This is a genomic window from Kribbella sp., assembly GCF_035655035.1.
Lineage (GTDB): Bacteria > Actinomycetota > Actinomycetes > Propionibacteriales > Kribbellaceae > Kribbella.
In genome coordinates this window covers 1-16,095 of sequence record NZ_DASRVN010000441.1, presented here as the reverse complement: position 1 = coordinate 16,095, position 16,095 = coordinate 1, and the positions used below count along the sequence as shown (strand labels likewise).

The following is a 16,095-nucleotide window of genomic DNA, read 5'->3' as shown; positions in this document are numbered from 1 at the left end:
CGGCTGCCAGCGTGAGGCACTCAGTCCCTACCCGAAGGAAGTCGCATGAAGACTGTCAACGGTCTCCCCGCCCACGTGCTACTCGTCCACGCCATCGTCGTACTGCTTCCGCTGGCGGCGGCGCTGCTCGCGCTGACCGCCCTCTGGCCGGCCGCGCGCCGCCGACTCGCCGGTCCCAACCTGGTGCTGTCGCTGGTCGTCGTCGTACTGGTGCCGATCACAACGAACGCGGGGGAGTGGCTCGAGCGCCACCTCACGCCGTCCCCACTGATCCAGAAACACACCGAGCTGGGCGACACGGCGATCTACGCCGCGATCGGGGTCGCGGTCCTGGCCCTGCTCGTCTGGTGGCGACAGCGCGAGAGCACCGGTCGTACGCCGGTCAAACGACTGTTCCTGGCGCCGACGTCGGGGGCTGTCACCGCGACGCTCACCGTGGTCGCTGTCCTGGTGGCCGGCGGCGCCGTGTACGACGTGGTCCGCATCGGCGACTCCGGCGCCAAGGCCAGCTGGAACGACTGGGCCGCCCAGCCCTGACAGTCCGGTTTCGGCGATACCTACACTGGCTACAGGGGGCCGGCTGAGTGGAGGTGGGCCGGGCGGTGCTGGAGATCGAGGGTTTGCGCAAGCGGTACGGCGGAACCGTCGCGCTGGACGGATGCACGTTCACGGTCGCGCCGAAGCGGCTGGTCGGGCTGCTCGGGCCGAACGGTGCCGGGAAGACGACCCTGATGCGCTGCCTGCTCGGACTGGTGGTGCCGGACGGCGGGGAGGTCCGCTGGCTGGGCGCCCCGCTGGACGGTGATCGCGGCCGCCGGTTCGGGTACATGCCGGAAGAGCGTGGCCTGTACCCGTCGATGCGCGTCGCCGAACAGGTCCGGTACTTCGCGATGCTCTCCGGCCTGCCGTCCGCGGCCGCCGCCGAGGCGACCACCGGCGTACTGCACCGGGTAGGCGCCTCCGACCTGTCCGAGCGCCGCGTCGAGGAGCTGTCGCACGGCAACCAGCAGCGGATCCAGCTGGCGGTCGCGCTGGTCCACGATCCCGAGATCCTCGTCCTGGACGAACCGTTCGCCGGCCTCGACCCGCTCGGCGTCGACCAGTTCGGCGCGCTGCTCCTCGACCTGGCCGCGGACGGTACGACGGTGCTGTTCTCCAGCCACCAGCTGGACCTCGTGCAGCACCTGTGCCAGGACATCGTGACGATCGACCGCGGCCGCGTCGTCCTGGCCGGCGAACTGGAACAGCTCCAACGTGCCACCGCCCACCGCCGCGTCACCGTGGTCTTCGCAGAACCCTCGACCACCGCCTGGACGACCGGCCTGCCGAACATCACCGTGGAACGCGCCGACGACCGCCACGTACAGCTACGGCTGGAAGCCGACAGCGACCCCGATCACGTACTACGAGCCGCCCGGACCGCGGGATCCGTCCTGCGGTTCGACTACGAGCCGCCCTCGCTCGAGGAACTCTTCCGGGAAGCCGTCGGCCGATGACCCGCGCCGTCTGGATCGTCGCGAGCCGCGAGATCCGCACGCGCGTCCGCAGTACGGCGTTCCGGGTCTCGGCGATCGTGATGCTGCTGGCGGTCGTCCTGGTGATCGTGATCCCGGTCCGCGTCGCGCAGCGGCAGCACACCTACACGGTCGCGATCGTCGCCACCCTGCCGCAGCCGCTCACGAACGCCCTGACCGCACAAGCTGCCGCGAACGGTCTCGACGTACAGGCACACTTCGTCGGCACCCGCTCAGCCGCGACGGCTCAGGTCAAGGCCGGCACCGCCACCGTCGCCCTGGTCGCGGAGGCCACGAAGGTCGAGATGATCTGGTCGGGCGACCCGGACACCACCCTCGCGCCGGTGATCAGCAGCGCCACCAGCCGGTACGTACTCGAGCAACGCGCCGCCGCCCTGGGTCTCACGCCGACCGAGGTCACCGGGCTGCTGGCTCCGGCCAGACCGACCGTGACCGTCCTCAACCCGAGCCAGGCCAGCGCCAGCCGGCTTGTCGTCGCGCTGGCCGGCGTGATCCTGCTCTTCGTGGCGCTGAACATCTACGGCAGCTACGTACTCACCGGCGTCGTCGCGGAGAAGTCCACCCGCGTCGTCGAGGTGTTGCTGGCCCGGGTCCGTCCGGTCCAGCTGCTGGCCGGCAAGGTGATCGGCATCGGACTGCTCGGTGTCGCCCAGTTCGCGGCGCTAGCGATCGTCGCCGCGATCACGCTGTACGCCGTGAAGCCGCCGAATCTGCCCAGCGGGACCTTGCCACAGATCGCCAGCGACGTTGTGTGGTTCGTCCTCGGCTACAGCTTCTACAGCGTGCTGTACGGCGCCCTCGGCTCGCTGGCCTCGCGTATCGAGGACGCGCAGGCCGCCGCCGCGCCACTGACCGGTCTGCTCACGCTGGCGTACCTCGGCGGCTTCATCGCGCTGCAGAACCCGCACGCCTGGTGGGTCACCGCGCTCTCGTTCTTCCCGCCGACCGCCCCGATGTACCTGCCGCTGCGATCCGCCCTGATCCACGTACCGCTCTGGCAGGGCGTGCTGGCCGCCGTCCTCGTCCTCGCCGCCACCGGCGCCGTACCGCGGATCGGCGGCCGGCTCTACCAAGGGGCCGTCCTGCACCACGGGACCCGCCTCCGGATCCAGCAGGCCTGGCGTGCCGCCCCGTGAGGAATCAGTGAGGAACAAGCATGAAGGAGACGTTCCGCTTCGGCCGGATCGCGGGGATTCCGATCGGCACGCACTGGTCGGTGCTCGGGATGGTGCTGATCATCAGCGGCTCACTGGCCTGGACCACTCTGCCGTACCTCGTGCCCGGCCGGAGTACGACGGCGTACTGGATCACCGGCGTACTGGTCGCCGTCGTCTTCGTGGCCTCGCTGCTCGTGCATGAGCTCGCGCACGCGCTGACCGCGCTGCGGTTCCGGGTGCCGGTGCAGCGGATCACGCTCTGGATGCTCGGCGGGGTGAGCGTTCTGGACGGCGACCCGCAGACCCCGCGCGGTGCGTTCCTGATCGCCGCGGCCGGGCCTGCGGCCAGCCTCGGGCTCGGCGGCCTGGGCCTCGGTACCGGACTGTTGCTACGGGCAAGCGATCACGGCGGCCTGCTGCAGATGTCCGTGGTGTGGCTCGCGGTGATGAACCTGGCGTTGTGCGTCTTCAACCTGCTGCCCGGCGTACCGCTCGACGGCGGCCGGGTCCTGCGGGCCGCGTTGTGGCACCGGTACGGCGACCCGGACAAGGCGACGGCCGTCGCGTCGGTCGCCGGCCAGGCTGTCGGCGCGCTGGTGGCGCTGGGCGGTGTGGCGGAGCTGATCACCAAGGATCCCGGCGGACTGTGGTTGCTTGCCGTCGGCTACGTCATCGCGCTGGCCGCCACCACGGAAGGCCGGCAGGCGCGTCACCGGCCGGCGAGCACCCCCACCGACTGACGGGCGATCTCCCACTCCTCGTTCGTTGGGATCACCAGCACCTTCACCGGGCTGTCGTCGGTGGACACGATGCTGTCGGGAAGATCGGTGTTGCGGACCGGGTCCAGGTGGATGCCGAGCGGTTCCAGCCCCTCCAGCGCGGCCGCCCTCGCTTCGGCGGAGTGCTGGCCGACACCCGCGGTGAACACGATCGCGTCGACGGTCCCGAGCACGGCGTAGTACGCACCGATGTACTTCTTCAGCCGGTAGCAGTAGACGTCGAACGCGAGCCGCGCCCGCTCGTCACCGTCGGCCCGCCGCCGCAGGACCTCGCGGAAGTCGTTCGCGCCGGCCAGGCCCTTCAGCCCGGACTCCGAGTTCAGCACCCCGTCGGTGTCCTCGGCCGACTGTCCGGCGACGCGGGCGAGATGGCCGTGGATCGCCGGATCGAGATCGCCGGACCTGGTGCCCATCACGAGCCCTTCCAGCGGTGTCAGTCCCATCGACGTGTCGACGGACTGCCCGCCGCGGATCGCGGCGGCGGAGCAGCCGTTGCCGAGATGCAGGACGATCACGTTCAGCTCGCCGGGTTCGCGGCCGAGCACCCGGGCCGCCTGCTCGGACACGAACGCGTGCGACGTACCGTGGAACCCGTACCGCCGGATGCCGTAGTCGTCCAGCCACGACGACGGTACGGCGTACGTGTAGGCGTACGGCGGCAACGTCTGGTGGAACGCGGTGTCGAAGACCGCGACGTGCGGCAGGTCCGGGAACAGCCGGCGCGCGACCTTGATCCCCTCGAGGTTCGCGGGATTGTGCAGCGGGGCCAGCGGGATCAGGTCCGTCACCGCCGCGATGAGCTCGTCGTCGACGAGCGCGGGCGCCGCGAACCGGTCGCCGCCGTGCACGACGCGATGCCCGACCGCCACGATGCCGACCTCGGACAGGGCCGGGCCGTGCTTGTCGAACGCTCGCACCGCGGCCTCCAGCGCGGCCTCGTGGTTCGCGACCGGCTGATCGTCGTCTACGTCGCCGGACGGCCCGTGGTGCACGTGGTGGCTCTGCTCCTCGCCGATCCGCTCCACCAGCCCGCTCGCGGCGGCCTCGCCCGACGCCGCGTCGACGAGGCTGTACTTCAGCGAGGAGGAGCCGGCGTTGATGACCAGGACGTGTTCACTCATCCGCTTCCCCCGCCTGGATCGCGGTGATCGCGACCGTGTTGATGATGTCGCGGACCGTCGCCCCGCGGGACAGGTCGTTGACCGGTTTCCGGAGACCTTGCAGGACCGGGCCGACCGCTACCGCGTTCGCCGAGCGCTGCACGGCCTTGTACGTGTTGTTGCCGGTGTTGAGGTCGGGGAACACGAACACCGTGGCCTTTCCGGCGACGGGGGAGTCGGGCAGCTTGGTACGGGCGACGGCGGCGTCGATCGCGGCGTCGTACTGGATCGGGCCCTCGACCGGCAGCTCCGGTGCCCGTTCGCGGACGATGGTCGTTGCCTTCGACACCTTTTCAACGTCGGTACCGGCGCCGGACGTGCCGGTCGAGTACGAGAGCATCGCGATCCGCGGCTCGACCCCGAACGCGGCGGCCGTGGCGGCCGAGGAGATCGCGATGTCCGCGAGCTGCTCCGCGGTCGGATCCGGGTTCACCGCGCAGTCGCCGTACACCAGGACCTGGTTCTCCAGGCACATGAAGAACACCGACGAGACCACGGAGACGTCCGGGACGGTCTTCACGACCTCGAGCGCCGGGCGGATCGTGTGCGCGGTGGTGTGCACGGCGCCGGACACCATCCCGTCCGCGAGGCCGAGCTGCACCATCATCGTGCCGAAGTACGACACGTCCCGGACCAGCTCGCGCGCCCGGTCGAGGTCGACGCCGCGATGCTTCCGCAGCCGGTGGTACTCCGCGGCGAACCGCTCGGTCAGCTCGCTGTGTTCGAGATGTACGACGGTCGCCGCGCCGACGTCGACGCCGAGCGTGGCGGCCTGCTGGCTGATCGTCGTCGGGTCCCCGAGCAGGGTCAGGTCCGCGACACCACGCCGGAGCAGTACGTCGGCCGCGCGGAGGATGCGCTCCTCCTCGCCCTCCGGGAGGACGATGTGCCGGCGGTCCGAGACCGCGCGGTCGATCAGCCGGTGCTCGAACATCAGCGGCGTGACCGCGCTGCTCCGGGCAAGGGCGAGCTGGTCGAGCAGGGCCGGGCCGTCGACGTACTGGTCGAAGAGCGCCTTCGCGGTGTCGATCTTGCGGGGCGCGTCCTTGGTCAGCCGGCCGCGGACCGCGGTGAGCTTGCTGGAGGTGGCCTGGGTACCGAGGCCGGTCTCGATGATCGGGAGCGTGACGCCGAGGCCCTCGATCAGCCGGCGCACCTGGCCGGGGAGCTCGAAGCCGCCGTTCAGCACGATCGCCGCGATCTGCGGGAAGGTGCGGGACGCGTGCGCCATCACCACGCCGAGCACCACCTCCGGCCGGTCCCCGGCGGTCACCACGGCGGCCCCCTCGAAGAGCCGGTCGAGCACGTTCGGCATCGTCATGCCGGCGATCATCAGCCCGGTCACCTCACGCGTCAGCAACTGCGGGTCACCGCTGAGCAGCCGGCCGCCGATCGGCTCCAGCAGATCCGCGACCAGCGGCTGATTGAGCACCGGCTCCTCAGGAATCGCAAACGCCGGCGCCCCAAGCCCCTCCAACGCAGCCACGAGAGCCGCGCCGGCCCCGCCACCCGCCTCGCGGTCCGCGCCCGCGGGGCCTTCGGCTGCTTCTGAGCCGACTCGGTTCGCGATCACAGCGAAGAGCGAGCCATGGTTGGCCGCCAGTTCGGCGGTGGCCATGTCGGCGATCGCGCGGACGTCGTGGGGTGTCCGGTCGAAGCCGTTCAGTACGAGCAGGACCGGTGCGCCGAGGTTGGCGGCGATCTTGGCATTGAACGAGAACTCGGTCGGCGTCCCCACGTCGGTGTAGTCGCTGCCGACGATCACCACCGCGTCGGCCTGCTCCGCGACCGCGTGGTACCGCTGCACGATCGTGTCCAGCGCCGCGTCCGGATCCGTGTGCACGGCGTCGTACGTGACCCCGACCCCGTCGTCGTACGACTGCTCGACCGCGTCCTGGGAGATCAGCAGATCGAGAACGTAGTCCCGCCCGCCGTGCGTCGCCGTGTCCGCCCGCACGATCGGCCGGAACACCGCCACCCGCCCGACCCGCCGCGACAACTGATGCAGCACCCCGAGAGCCACCGTCGACTTCCCGGTAGTCCCCTCCACCGAAGCAACGTAGACACTGCTACCCATACCCCGAACCTTAGAGGGCGTCCGGTCAGAGGGTGCTGCGGGCGAACGCGACCGCTTCCTCGAGCAGGTCCTGCCACACGGCGCGGTCGGCGGCCGGGATCGTCACCCATTCGCGCATCGGAGCACGGTTCGCGGTGAACGGGACGCCGGTGCCTTCGGCAATCAGGGCGGTGACGCGGTCGGCGGGGAGCTTGAGGATCAGGCCGGTGCCGTTCCGCTCGAGGCAGGTGACGAAGCGGCCGGCCAGCCGGATGCACGGGTGGCCCATGATCGTGCCGCGCCCGATGGCCGGGTCGTACAGCAGGTCGTCGGTGAGTTCGTCGTACAGGGCCTGCGCCCCGCCGGTATCGGCCGGCGGGGACGCGGGGCTGGTGGATGACATCATTCCGGGCGCGGCGTGAACACCGCGAACTGGTTGCCGGACGGGTCGCGCAGGTAGGCGAAGTCCGGCGTACCGCCGCCGACGCCGAGCCGCTTGTTGACCACCGTGCCGCCGAGTTGCTCGGCGTCCGCGCAGGTCGCCTCGACGTCGGCGACCAGGATGTAGAACACGGCGTGGTTCGGCAGCTCGCCCTTGGTCGCGAACAGCCCGCCCATCGGCTGCTCCGCACCGGAGGCGGTGATGTTGCGGTAGTCGAGGCCGCCGGAGGTCAGGCTCCCGGACGACCCGAACGACCAGTCGAACAGGCTGCCGTAGAACTTCTCCGCCGCGTCGGGGTTGTCGGTCGCGACCTCGAACCAGGCCAGCGTGCCGGGTGCCGGAGTACTCATCGAACTTCTCCTTCAACTCAGGTGGACTTGTGAGAACCACGTTCCCAGCGGTTCGCGACAGCCCTATGTCGGAGTTGGCGCCGGAGTTGGAAAAAGATCCTCCGGGCGCAGTGCGGCGTCCGGCAGCTTGGTCTCGTACCCGGCGACGTGCAGCTCGTCGGAGGACGGCGGCCGCAGCGGCAGCGTCGCGGTCCGCTCGGCCTTGGTGATCCGGTCCATCCGGAACACCCGGTCCTCCTGCCGCAGGTGGCACCAGGCCGTCAGGTACGACCCGTTCGGCCCGACCACGACGTGCTGCGGCTCGATCTCGCGGACCGTCTCGACACCGCCGACGTCGGTGTACTGGATCCGCAGCACCTGGTTGTCGCGGACCGCCCGCCAGATCTGCTCCGCGACCTCGCCGTCCGGATCCGGCGTCGGCTGCACCAGCAGCCGCACCTTGGCTGCCGCCAGCCGCGCCTCGTCCAGGTCCCGTTGCGGCATCGCGGCGACGATCTTCTGCAGCGCGGTCCGGGAGTCGCGCGCGAACAGCACGTGATCGCCGCGGCTCAGCGCCACCGCGACCGCCATCGCCTCCCGCGGCGTGAAGTTCAGCGGCGGGAGGCTCATCGCGCGGTCCACCGAGTACCCGCCGGTGCGCCCCTGTTTGGTCGCCAGCGGTACGCCGGCCTGCCCGAGCGCGCTCAGGTCGCGCTCGATGGTCCGCACGCTGACCTCGAAACGCGCCGCGAGCTGCCGCGCCGTACGCCCGCGAGCCCCGGCCGCGCGGAGCTCCTCGGCAAGGGCGTACAGCCGATCGATCCGGTTCATGCACCGCACGCTAGACGGCGCCATGGACACTTATTCTTCGGCGAGCGCGATGATCACGCCCTGCGGCCCGCGCAGGTAGCAGAAGTGCCGGCCGGGGGAGTGCTCCTCGATCGTGCCGACCAGCGCGCCGCCGTGCGACTTCAGCCGGTCCACGGTGTCCTGGACGTCGTCGACGACGAACATCAGGTTCCGGATGCCGAGCGTGTTCGGCGGCGCGGACGGCTCCAGCGTGGTCGCGAGCGGCGTCCGGTACGTCGTCAGCTCGAGCTGCCCGTGACCGTCCGGGGTACGCAGGAACGAGATGTCCGCGACCACCCCGGGCATCCCGGACACGCCCTCGACCCACGGCCCGGAGACCGTGGTCTCGCCGACGAGCTCCATGCCGAGCTCGAAGTAGAACGCCTTCGCCGCCGCCAGGTCCTCGACCACGACGCCGATGTGGTCCATGCGCTTGATTGCCATCGTCCGATTCTCCTCGGGTGAGTGGTTGTTGCCCGGAGGACGAGGCCGCGGCGGCGTTCTCTACATGCTCTACTCAGGAAGTTTCGCGCCGGTGCGATCGGCGAGCAGGTACGCGGCGTACCAGGCGGGCCATTCCTCGTCGGCCTGGCCGGTGCGGGCCTCGTGCTCGCCGTGGGCGGTCGCGGCCCGGCGGAGCGCCTCCTCGAGTTCGGAGACCGAGGCGTACGTCGCCTCGCTGACCCGGCCGGGGATCCGGGTGGTGACCTCTTGGAGCAGCCAGGTGTTGCCGTCCGGGTCACTGAAGGTCGCGAACGACCCGTAGCTCGACCGGTCGTCCGTCGTACCGGCCACCCGTCCCTCCGCGGCAGCAGGCTCGAACTGCGCGCCCGGTGCGCTCGGGTGGAACACCTCGCCGACCTTGGCGCCCGCCGCGAGCAGCTCCGACCGGGCGGCCTCGATGTCGGCGACGACCAGGTACAGGCCCTGCGCCGTACCCGGCTCCGCAGTGGTGATGTTGCTGCCGAACTGGACCGAGGCGGGGGAGCCCGGCGGCGTGAACTGGACGATCCGGAACCCGTTGTCGAACGCGAAGTCCGCGTCCAGCCGCCAGCCGAGACCGGCGTAGAACTCCTTGGACCGGTCCGCGTCGGCGACCGGGATGACGACGGCTTCGAACTTCAGGTCGGTACTCATGACTTCCTCCTGCGATCAACGTCTTTGGCTGACCCCCAATCTGCCGCCGCGGCACGCCCGTGACACCAGGGTGAATGACTGGTCATTACCCTGGCGGCCGCGTCCCCGGGCCTAGAGTGTGGTCACGTGGACCACCAGATCGTGCTGATTGCCGGTGCCGGGCTCGCGATCATGATCGCGGCCTCCGTGTTCGCGCGGCGGACCGGCGTCGCGGCGCCGTTGCTGCTGGTCGCGCTCGGCATCGGGGCCAGCTACCTGCCGAGTACGCCGGCCATCCACATCGAGCCGGAGATCATCCTCGCGGGCGTGCTGCCGCCGCTGCTGTACACGTCCGCGGTCAAGCTGCCGGTGATCGACGTACGGCGGAACTTCGGGCTGATCTCCTGGCTGTCGGTCGTGATGGTGATCGTGTCGGCGCTGGTGATCGGGGCGCTCGTGCACGCGCTGTTCCCGGGGATCTCGTTCGCGCTGGCGGTCGCGCTCGGGGCCGTCGTCAGCCCGACGGACGCGGTCGCGGCGACCGCGATCGGGCACCGGGTCGGGCTGCCGCCGCGGCTGATGACCGTGCTCGAGGGCGAGAGCCTGGTGAACGACGCGTCGGCGCTGGTGGTGCTGCGGACGGCGGTGGCGGCGCTCGCGGTGACGACGCACTTCAGCCTCGGTCACACCGTGCTCGACTTCGTGTGGGCGGTCGTCGGCGCGATCCTGATCGGCGGGGCGGTCGGGTTCGTGACCGTCGTACTGCGGCAGCGGCTGGACGATCCGGTGCTGAACACGACGATCTCGTTCGCGGTGCCGTTCCTGGCGTACTTCCCGGCCGAGGAGGCGCACGCGTCCGGCGTACTCGCCGTGGTGATCGCCGGGCTGCTGACCGGCGCGCTCGGGAACCGGCGGTTCAGCGCGCGCGACCGGCAGACGCAGTCGACCACCTGGACCACGATCAGCTTCATCCTGGAGAGCGGCGTCTTCCTGGCGATGGGGTACGAGTTGCCGGAACTCGTGAACGACGCCCGCGTGGAGACCACGCCGGGGGAGATCGCGGCGCTGGTACTGCTGGTGGTCGGGTTGCTGATCGCGCTGCGGTTCCTGGGGCTCGCGTGGCCCGCGCTGCAGAGTCACTTCGGGGCGAACGACCGGCACGAGCAGGTGCATGCCCAGCTGGACGAGTTCGAGGAACGGCTGGACTCGATGGAGCCGTCGACCCAGCGCGAGGAGAACCGGGTCGCGTGGGCGCGGAGACGGCTGGCCCGCGGGCGCGCCGACGCGGACTTCGAGGAGCGCGAGCCGATCACCGGCCGCGGGCTGCTGGTGCTCGCCTGGGCCGGGATGCGCGGTGTCGTCACGGTGGCCGCGGCGCAGACGATCCCCGCCGGTACGCCGCACCGCGCGACCGTCGTACTGGCGGCGTTCATCGTCGCGCTGATCACGCTGGTGCTGTTCGGCATCTCGCTGCCCGCGGTGATCGCGAAGATGCGCTTCCGCCCGGAGAGCGCCGAGGACAAACGGGACTCGGTCCAGGAACTGATGCGCCAGATCGGCGAATCAGCCATCGACGCGGTAGGCCCCCTGGAAGACCAAACCGTCGAAGGCGAACCCCTGGACCCCGAGGTCATCCACACCCTCAAGGACCGCGTCGTCCCCCGCCTGGTCTCCGGCACCCGCCAACTCCGCGCCACCAAACCCGACACCCGCGAACAAATGGAAACCATCCAACGCCGCTACCTGGACGCCATGCGCGAAGCCCTCTCCACCGAACGCAGCGTAGGCGCCTACAGCTCCGAAACCTACCGCCAGGTCCAGTCCTTCCTGGACACCGTAGAACAACGCTTCACCACCGCCTGACAAAGACCTACCAGTCTGCGAGGCGGGGTTGGGTGCGGTTTTCGGTGGTTACCAAGGTGTCTAGGAGGGATTCCTGGAGGGTGGTGCGGATGTCGTGGTGGAGGGGGTCGTGCCAGAGGTTTTGTTGTTCGTGGGGGTCGGCGGTCAGGTCATAGAGTTCGCCGGTGCGGGGGCGGGTTGGGCTTGCGTGCTGGACGGCGAGTTTCCAGCGGTCGTGGCGGAGCATGGTGAGGTGGACGGGGTCGGCGTACGGGTGGCCGCTGTTGCGGTACTCGCTCAGGGCCCAGTCGCGGGCCGACGGGTGGCCGGTGGTGAGGGGGAGGAGGTCCTGACCTTCGCCGCGCGGGGTGAGGCCGGCGGCGGTGAGGATCGTGGACGAGAGGTCGATCCACTGGACGAGGTCGGTGCAGCGGGTGCCCGCGGGGATGGTGGGCGGTAGGCGGAGGATGAGCGGGACCCGGACGGCCTGTTCGTACATCATCGGGCCCTTGAGCATCAGTTCGTGGTCGCCGAGCATCTCGCCGTGGTCGCTGGTGAACACGACCAGCGTGTCGTCGGCCAGCCCCTCGGCGTCGAGCGCGTCGAGGATCCGCCCGACCTCGTCGTCGATCAGCGTCACCATCGCGTAGTACGCCGCCTTGACCTCCTGCAGCTCTTCCGGGCTGTACGTCGTGAACCCGCGCGCGTGCCCGGCGTACGACTCGTGGGACGCCTCGGTCTGGATCGGCGGCTTCCCGGACAGGTCGTCCGGGATCGGCCGGCTGAGCTCGCGCGCGCGGTACCGGCGGACGTACTCCTCCGGCGCGCCGAACCCGTGATGCGGGTCGAAGAAGTTCGCCACGAAGAAGAACGGCTTGGACCGCTCGCGGGACCGGGTCAGGAAGTCGATGGTCTGCTCGCCGATCCAATGGCTGTAGTGGATCTCCCGAGGTAGCGAGTCGTAGTCCAGCTCGGCCCCGGCCAGCTCGGGCCGCACGGTGTACAACCACCGGTGGTACTCGTTCTCCGACGATCCCGGGTACGGGTCGTGCGCCCAGCGGAACACCCGGAATCCGTCGTCGTGCCGCACCTCCGACCGCCCGCCGAAGCACGCGTTCAGGTGGAACTTGCCGACCAGACCGCAGTCGTACCCAGCCTCGGCCAGGTCCTTGCTGAACAGCCGCTCGTGATCCGGCAGGCCGACCCCGTTCGCCCAGAGCCCGTGCTGGTGCACGTACCGACCCGTCATCAGGCTCGCGCGCGACGGTGCACAGACGGGGCTCTGCACGTAGCAGTTTTCGAACAGCGCGCCCTGACCCGCGAGCCGGTCCAGGTTCGGCGTGTCGACCTCATCGTTGCCTGAGGCACCCAATGCGGAGAAGCGCTGCTGGTCGGTACAGATGAGCAGGACGTTCGGCGGCATGCACCGCAGTCTATAGTTGAGTCCTGTGACTTTCGCCGCCACGATCGACATCCACAGCGACCGCCAGCACGCCATCGACCCGATGATCTACGGGCACTTCCTGGAGTCCGCGTTCTTCGGCAACATCGAGGGCGGCGTCTTCGACGAGGGCTCGCCGCTCGCGTACGGCGGTGACGACGTGCGCAGCGGTCTGCGTACGGACGTGATCGAGCTGTGCCGCGAGCTCGGCCTCCCGATCGTGCGCTGGCCCGGCGGAAACTTCACGTCGGCGTACCACTGGGAGGACGGTATCGGCCCGCGCCCCGGCCGGCCGCGGCGGCTCGAGCTGGCCTGGGGCTCGGAGGAGACGAACCGCTTCGGCACCGACGAGTTCCTCGCGTGGTGCGCCGAGGTCGGGACCGAGCCGTACCTCGCGCACAGCTGCCGCGATGTCGACGAGGCGGTCCGCTGGGTCGAGTACACGAACTACGCGGGCGACACGGAGTACACCCGCCGTCGCGGCCGCCCGCCGTACGGCGTGAAGTACTGGGGTCTCGGGAACGAGGTGTACGGCGACTGGCAGATGGGCCATCGTCCGGCCGCCGCATATGCCGCCGACGCGGCCGAGCACGCCCGGTTCATGCGCGCGGTAGACCCGTCGTTGAAGTTCATTGCGGTCGGCAAGACGGACGACCGCGACGGTTGGACGGACGCCGTACTGCGGGCCGTCGGCAACGAGATCGACTACCTGTCGTTCCACCTGTACGGCGCGACCACGCAGCTGATCGACGGTGCGTCGGAGTACGACGCGATCGTTGCCCAGTCGCTGTATTTCGAGCAGCAGATCGTCGAGTACTCCGACCTGGTCGCCGCCGTCGCCGCGCGGACCGGCGTGGAGCGCCCGCTCGGTCTCGCGCTGGACGAGTGGAACATCCGGCACGTCGAGCCCGCCAGCTGGCCGGAGCCGCAACCGTCGGACGACGGCGGTACGGTCACGCGGAACGTCGACGGGCTGCCTGATCGGCCTGCGCACCGGGTGAACCGCTGGAGCCCGCGGACGCTCGCCGACGCATTGTTCTACGCCGGCGTCTTCCACGCGCTGCATCGCGCCGGTGCGCGCGAGGTGCCGGTCACGATGGCGAACACCGTCAACCTGCTGAACGCGAACGGCGTGATCGTTGCCCGCCCCAACGGTTCGGTCCGGGCGGCTACGTACCACGTGTGGGACCTGTACCAGAACCACCTCGGCCCGATCGCGCTCGCCGCCGACGTACGGGCGCCGGGCCGGCTGACCGCCGTACGGCAGGGGGACGAGCGGGACCACCGGGGCGAGTTCCGGAGCTTCCCGGCGACGGTGCCGGACCTGGACGTGTCGGCGACCACGGACGGGCAGGCGATCCGGGTCGCGGTGATCAACCGGCACCGCGACAGCGCGATCCGCGCCGAGCTGACCCTGGACGGCCGTCGCGAGGAGCTGCCGGCGCGGTGCGGGATCAAGCGGCTGAGCGCCGACGACGTACTGGCCTCGAACAGCCTCAGCGCTCCGGACGCCGTCGTACTGCGGGACCTCGGCACGGAGGAGCTGGACGGAAGCTACGAGTTCCCGCCGCACAGCATCACGGTGCTCTCCTTCGAGCGATAATCTCGTCGGATGGACAGCAAGCCGCGGGTGCTGGTGATCGGGCTGGATCCGTACCGTGTCCCCGGGCCGTGGGACCCGGAGCCGGTCGCGACCGGGATCCAGGCCGGGATGGCGGAATTCGCCGCGCACGGGGTCGGCGCGGAGACCTGCCTGGTCGGCCTGGACGGCAGCGACGACATCGAGGCGGTGGTGACCGCCGCGCTGTCCGCCCGCCCGTGGGAGTGTGTGGTCGTCGGCGGTGGCATCCGCAGGTCCGAGGAACACTTCGAGACCATCATCAACCTGATCCGCCGGCACGCGCCGGACGCCGCGATCGCCTTCAACCACACTCCTGGCGACATCTACAACGCCGCCGCCCGCCGGCTCGGCTGATCGCCCGCACGGTCAGTGCTGTACGTCGTACGTGAGGCGCTGGATGCCGTTCGAGTAGGACTGGCTGGAGGTCTGCTTGAGGTTGATCTTGTCGCGGTCGGCGTCGCTGAAGAGGCGCTTACCGGCGCCGAGGAGGACCGGGAAGACCAGCAGGTTGTACTGGTCGATGAGGCCCGCGTCGGACAGGCTGCGGTTCAGGGTGGCGCTGCCGTGGACGATGATCGGGCCGCCTTCGGTCTCCTTCAGGGCGGCGACGTCGTCGAGCGAGCGGAGGATGTTGATCTCGTTCCAGTTCGTCACCAGGTCGCTGTCCTGGAGCGTGGTCGACACGACGTACTTCGGCATCGCCAGGTAGCCGGGGAACTCGGCCATCGTCGGCCAGACCGGCGCGAACGACTCGTAGCTGACCCGGCCGAGCAGCAGCGCGGTGGCCTCCTCCTGCTCCTCGCCCTTCAGCGCGAACGCCGCCTCGTCGAACGGGATGTCCTTGATGGTCCAGCCGACGTTCCGGTACTCCTTCTCGCCGCCGGGGCCCTCGACGACGCCGTCGACCGAGATGAACGCGGAGGTGATGAGCTTACGCATGGTGTGGTGCTCCTTGGTCGAGTTGTGCTGGTTTTGCCTGAGCGTCGGGCGACCCCGGACCGAATCGACACCCGGAGAATGTGACCCCGGTCACTCTGCCTCGACGATCCACACTGCCGAATCGAAGAGGATGCCATTGCCGGTGTCGTGCGCGGCCAACACGTCCCGCAGAGAAGCCCGCCCGCGGTTGGCCGCCGCCGGGTCGAGCTCGGCGAGGAGCGCCTTCGGCTCGTGAAGCTGCAGGACGTTCTCGTACGCCGTCTGTACGTCGGGGCCGTAGTAGATCGGTTCGCGGACCGCGGTGAAGGTCGGCTCGGAGAAGCCCGCGGACGTGAGGAGTTTCCGCGTGTACTCGCGGTCGCCGAGCGAGAACGGCGAGTCGTCCCGGAACGCTCCGCCGAGCGCCGCCGGGATCACCTGCGCCCACTGGTTCTCCGCACGCGACTGCCAGACCATCAGCACGATCCGCCGGCACGCCCGCCGCAGGTTCGCGAACGCCGCCGCCGGATCCGCGAAGAACATCACCCCGAACCGGCTGATCCCCACGTCGTACGTCGTACTGAAGTCGTGCGCCGACGCATCCGCGAGCAGGTAGTCGATGTTGCCGTCCTCGGACGTACGGCGCCGGGCTTGCTCGAGCATCCGCTCCGACACGTCCACCCCGAGCACCCGCCCGGGCGCCGCGTCTCGCCCCGCGTCCCGCGTCGTCTGCCCGCCACCACACCCGACGTCCAGCACCCGCTCACCGGCCCGCACAGCACACGCCGCCCGAAAGCGCTCCCGGTAGAACTGCATCTCGGCGTCGTAGTCGAACACGCCCCCAGGCTAG

General features: G+C 70.0%; 17 protein-coding genes. 7 read left to right on the top strand and 10 right to left on the bottom strand.

The genetic code is table 11. The features are described 5' to 3' along the window. Positions 1-45: 45 nt before the first annotated feature. The 4 genes from VFF46_RS24420 to VFF46_RS24405 all read left to right on the top strand — a co-directional run bounded on the left by VFF46_RS24420 (position 46) and on the right by VFF46_RS24405 (position 3,432). Positions 46-537, top strand: a complete 492-nt coding sequence (locus tag VFF46_RS24420; protein WP_325039532.1) for a DUF2231 domain-containing protein — start codon at positions 46-48, stop codon at positions 535-537. A gap of 65 nt (positions 538-602) precedes the next feature. Then, a complete protein-coding gene (locus VFF46_RS24415) occupies positions 603-1,496 on the top strand; it encodes an ATP-binding cassette domain-containing protein (protein ID WP_325039531.1) in 894 nt (297 codons plus the stop codon). Further along, positions 1,493-2,671: an ABC transporter permease gene (locus VFF46_RS24410; protein ID WP_325039530.1), complete on the top strand. Its 1,179-nt coding sequence runs from the start codon at positions 1,493-1,495 to the stop codon at positions 2,669-2,671. Before VFF46_RS24415 ends, VFF46_RS24410 begins: the two co-directional genes overlap by 4 nt. 20 nt (positions 2,672-2,691) lie before the next feature. Next, entirely contained in the window at positions 2,692-3,432 is a 741-nt protein-coding gene (locus VFF46_RS24405) for a site-2 protease family protein (protein WP_325039529.1), read from the top strand. Here the strand turns inward: VFF46_RS24405 and VFF46_RS24400 are convergent. From VFF46_RS24400 to VFF46_RS24370, 7 genes are all read right to left on the bottom strand, one after another. After that, entirely contained in the window at positions 3,402-4,592 is a 1,191-nt protein-coding gene (locus tag VFF46_RS24400) for an acetate kinase (protein WP_325039528.1), read from the bottom strand. The two genes, VFF46_RS24405 and VFF46_RS24400, sit on opposite strands and share 31 nt — an antisense overlap. Next, positions 4,585-6,708 (bottom strand): phosphate acetyltransferase, encoded by a 2,124-nt coding sequence (gene pta, locus VFF46_RS24395; protein WP_325039527.1) that lies wholly within the window; start codon positions 6,706-6,708, stop codon positions 4,585-4,587. Before pta ends, VFF46_RS24400 begins: the two co-directional genes overlap by 8 nt. Positions 6,709-6,733: 25 nt before the next feature. Beyond that, positions 6,734-7,090 (bottom strand): hypothetical protein, encoded by a 357-nt coding sequence (locus VFF46_RS24390; RefSeq protein ID WP_325039526.1) that lies wholly within the window; start codon positions 7,088-7,090, stop codon positions 6,734-6,736. Then, entirely contained in the window at positions 7,090-7,479 is a 390-nt protein-coding gene (locus VFF46_RS24385) for a VOC family protein (protein WP_325039525.1), read from the bottom strand. The genes VFF46_RS24390 and VFF46_RS24385 overlap by 1 nt, the downstream gene beginning before the upstream one ends. 63 nt (positions 7,480-7,542) lie before the next feature. After that, entirely contained in the window at positions 7,543-8,289 is a 747-nt protein-coding gene (locus VFF46_RS24380; protein ID WP_325039524.1) for a YafY family protein, read from the bottom strand. Between the two features lie 30 nt (positions 8,290-8,319). Then, on the bottom strand, positions 8,320-8,751 hold the full coding sequence (locus tag VFF46_RS24375) for a VOC family protein (protein WP_325039523.1): 432 nt from the start codon (positions 8,749-8,751) through the stop codon (positions 8,320-8,322). A gap of 69 nt (positions 8,752-8,820) precedes the next feature. Then, positions 8,821-9,444 carry a VOC family protein gene (locus tag VFF46_RS24370; protein WP_325039522.1) on the bottom strand — a complete coding sequence of 208 codons (624 nt, stop codon included), beginning with the start codon at positions 9,442-9,444 and terminating at the stop codon, positions 8,821-8,823. Positions 9,445-9,570: 126 nt separating this feature from the next. Between VFF46_RS24370 and VFF46_RS24365 the strand changes: the two genes are divergently transcribed. Then, positions 9,571-11,286 (top strand): sodium:proton antiporter, encoded by a 1,716-nt coding sequence (locus VFF46_RS24365; RefSeq protein ID WP_325039521.1) that lies wholly within the window; start codon positions 9,571-9,573, stop codon positions 11,284-11,286. 7 nt (positions 11,287-11,293) lie between these two features. Here VFF46_RS24365 and VFF46_RS24360 read toward each other — a convergent pair whose 3' ends face one another. Beyond that, entirely contained in the window at positions 11,294-12,688 is a 1,395-nt protein-coding gene (locus tag VFF46_RS24360; protein ID WP_325039520.1) for a sulfatase-like hydrolase/transferase, read from the bottom strand. Positions 12,689-12,713: 25 nt separating this feature from the next. On the opposite strand from VFF46_RS24360, the gene VFF46_RS24355 reads away from it, so the two are divergent. Together VFF46_RS24355 and VFF46_RS24350 are read left to right on the top strand one after the other, a co-directional pair. After that, positions 12,714-14,309 (top strand): alpha-L-arabinofuranosidase C-terminal domain-containing protein, encoded by a 1,596-nt coding sequence (locus VFF46_RS24355; protein WP_325039519.1) that lies wholly within the window; start codon positions 12,714-12,716, stop codon positions 14,307-14,309. Between the two features lie 9 nt (positions 14,310-14,318). Beyond that, complete coding sequence (locus VFF46_RS24350) at positions 14,319-14,681, top strand: hypothetical protein (protein WP_325039518.1); 363 nt, start codon at positions 14,319-14,321, stop codon at positions 14,679-14,681. 12 nt (positions 14,682-14,693) lie between these two features. Here the strand turns inward: VFF46_RS24350 and VFF46_RS24345 are convergent, their stop codons facing one another. Together VFF46_RS24345 and VFF46_RS24340 are read right to left on the bottom strand one after the other, a co-directional pair. Beyond that, positions 14,694-15,266, bottom strand: a complete 573-nt coding sequence (locus VFF46_RS24345; protein WP_325039517.1) for a dihydrofolate reductase family protein — start codon at positions 15,264-15,266, stop codon at positions 14,694-14,696. A 90-nt stretch (positions 15,267-15,356) separates the two neighbouring features. Further along, positions 15,357-16,082 (bottom strand): class I SAM-dependent methyltransferase, encoded by a 726-nt coding sequence (locus VFF46_RS24340; RefSeq protein WP_325039516.1) that lies wholly within the window; start codon positions 16,080-16,082, stop codon positions 15,357-15,359. Positions 16,083-16,095 lie beyond the last annotated feature (13 nt).

Bases quoted from the DNA above. Each gene is read 5' to 3' on its own strand.
- VFF46_RS24345 (WP_325039517.1), bottom strand. From the start codon at position 15,266: ATGCGTAAGCTCATCACCTCCGCGTTCATCTCGGTCGACGGCGTCGTC.
- VFF46_RS24420 (WP_325039532.1), top strand. From the start codon at position 46: ATGAAGACTGTCAACGGTCTCCCCGCCCACGTGCTACTCGTCCACGCC.
- VFF46_RS24385 (WP_325039525.1), bottom strand. From the start codon at position 7,479: ATGAGTACTCCGGCACCCGGCACGCTGGCCTGGTTCGAGGTCGCGACC.
- pta (WP_325039527.1), bottom strand. From the start codon at position 6,708: ATGGGTAGCAGTGTCTACGTTGCTTCGGTGGAGGGGACTACCGGGAAG.
- VFF46_RS24410 (WP_325039530.1), top strand. From the start codon at position 1,493: ATGACCCGCGCCGTCTGGATCGTCGCGAGCCGCGAGATCCGCACGCGC.
- VFF46_RS24380 (WP_325039524.1), bottom strand. From the start codon at position 8,289: ATGAACCGGATCGATCGGCTGTACGCCCTTGCCGAGGAGCTCCGCGCG.
- VFF46_RS24405 (WP_325039529.1), top strand. From the start codon at position 2,692: ATGAAGGAGACGTTCCGCTTCGGCCGGATCGCGGGGATTCCGATCGGC.
- VFF46_RS24360 (WP_325039520.1), bottom strand. From the start codon at position 12,688: ATGCCGCCGAACGTCCTGCTCATCTGTACCGACCAGCAGCGCTTCTCC.
- VFF46_RS24370 (WP_325039522.1), bottom strand. From the start codon at position 9,444: ATGAGTACCGACCTGAAGTTCGAAGCCGTCGTCATCCCGGTCGCCGAC.
- VFF46_RS24375 (WP_325039523.1), bottom strand. From the start codon at position 8,751: ATGGCAATCAAGCGCATGGACCACATCGGCGTCGTGGTCGAGGACCTG.
- VFF46_RS24350 (WP_325039518.1), top strand. From the start codon at position 14,319: ATGGACAGCAAGCCGCGGGTGCTGGTGATCGGGCTGGATCCGTACCGT.
- VFF46_RS24390 (WP_325039526.1), bottom strand. From the start codon at position 7,090: ATGTCATCCACCAGCCCCGCGTCCCCGCCGGCCGATACCGGCGGGGCG.
- VFF46_RS24400 (WP_325039528.1), bottom strand. From the start codon at position 4,592: ATGAGTGAACACGTCCTGGTCATCAACGCCGGCTCCTCCTCGCTGAAG.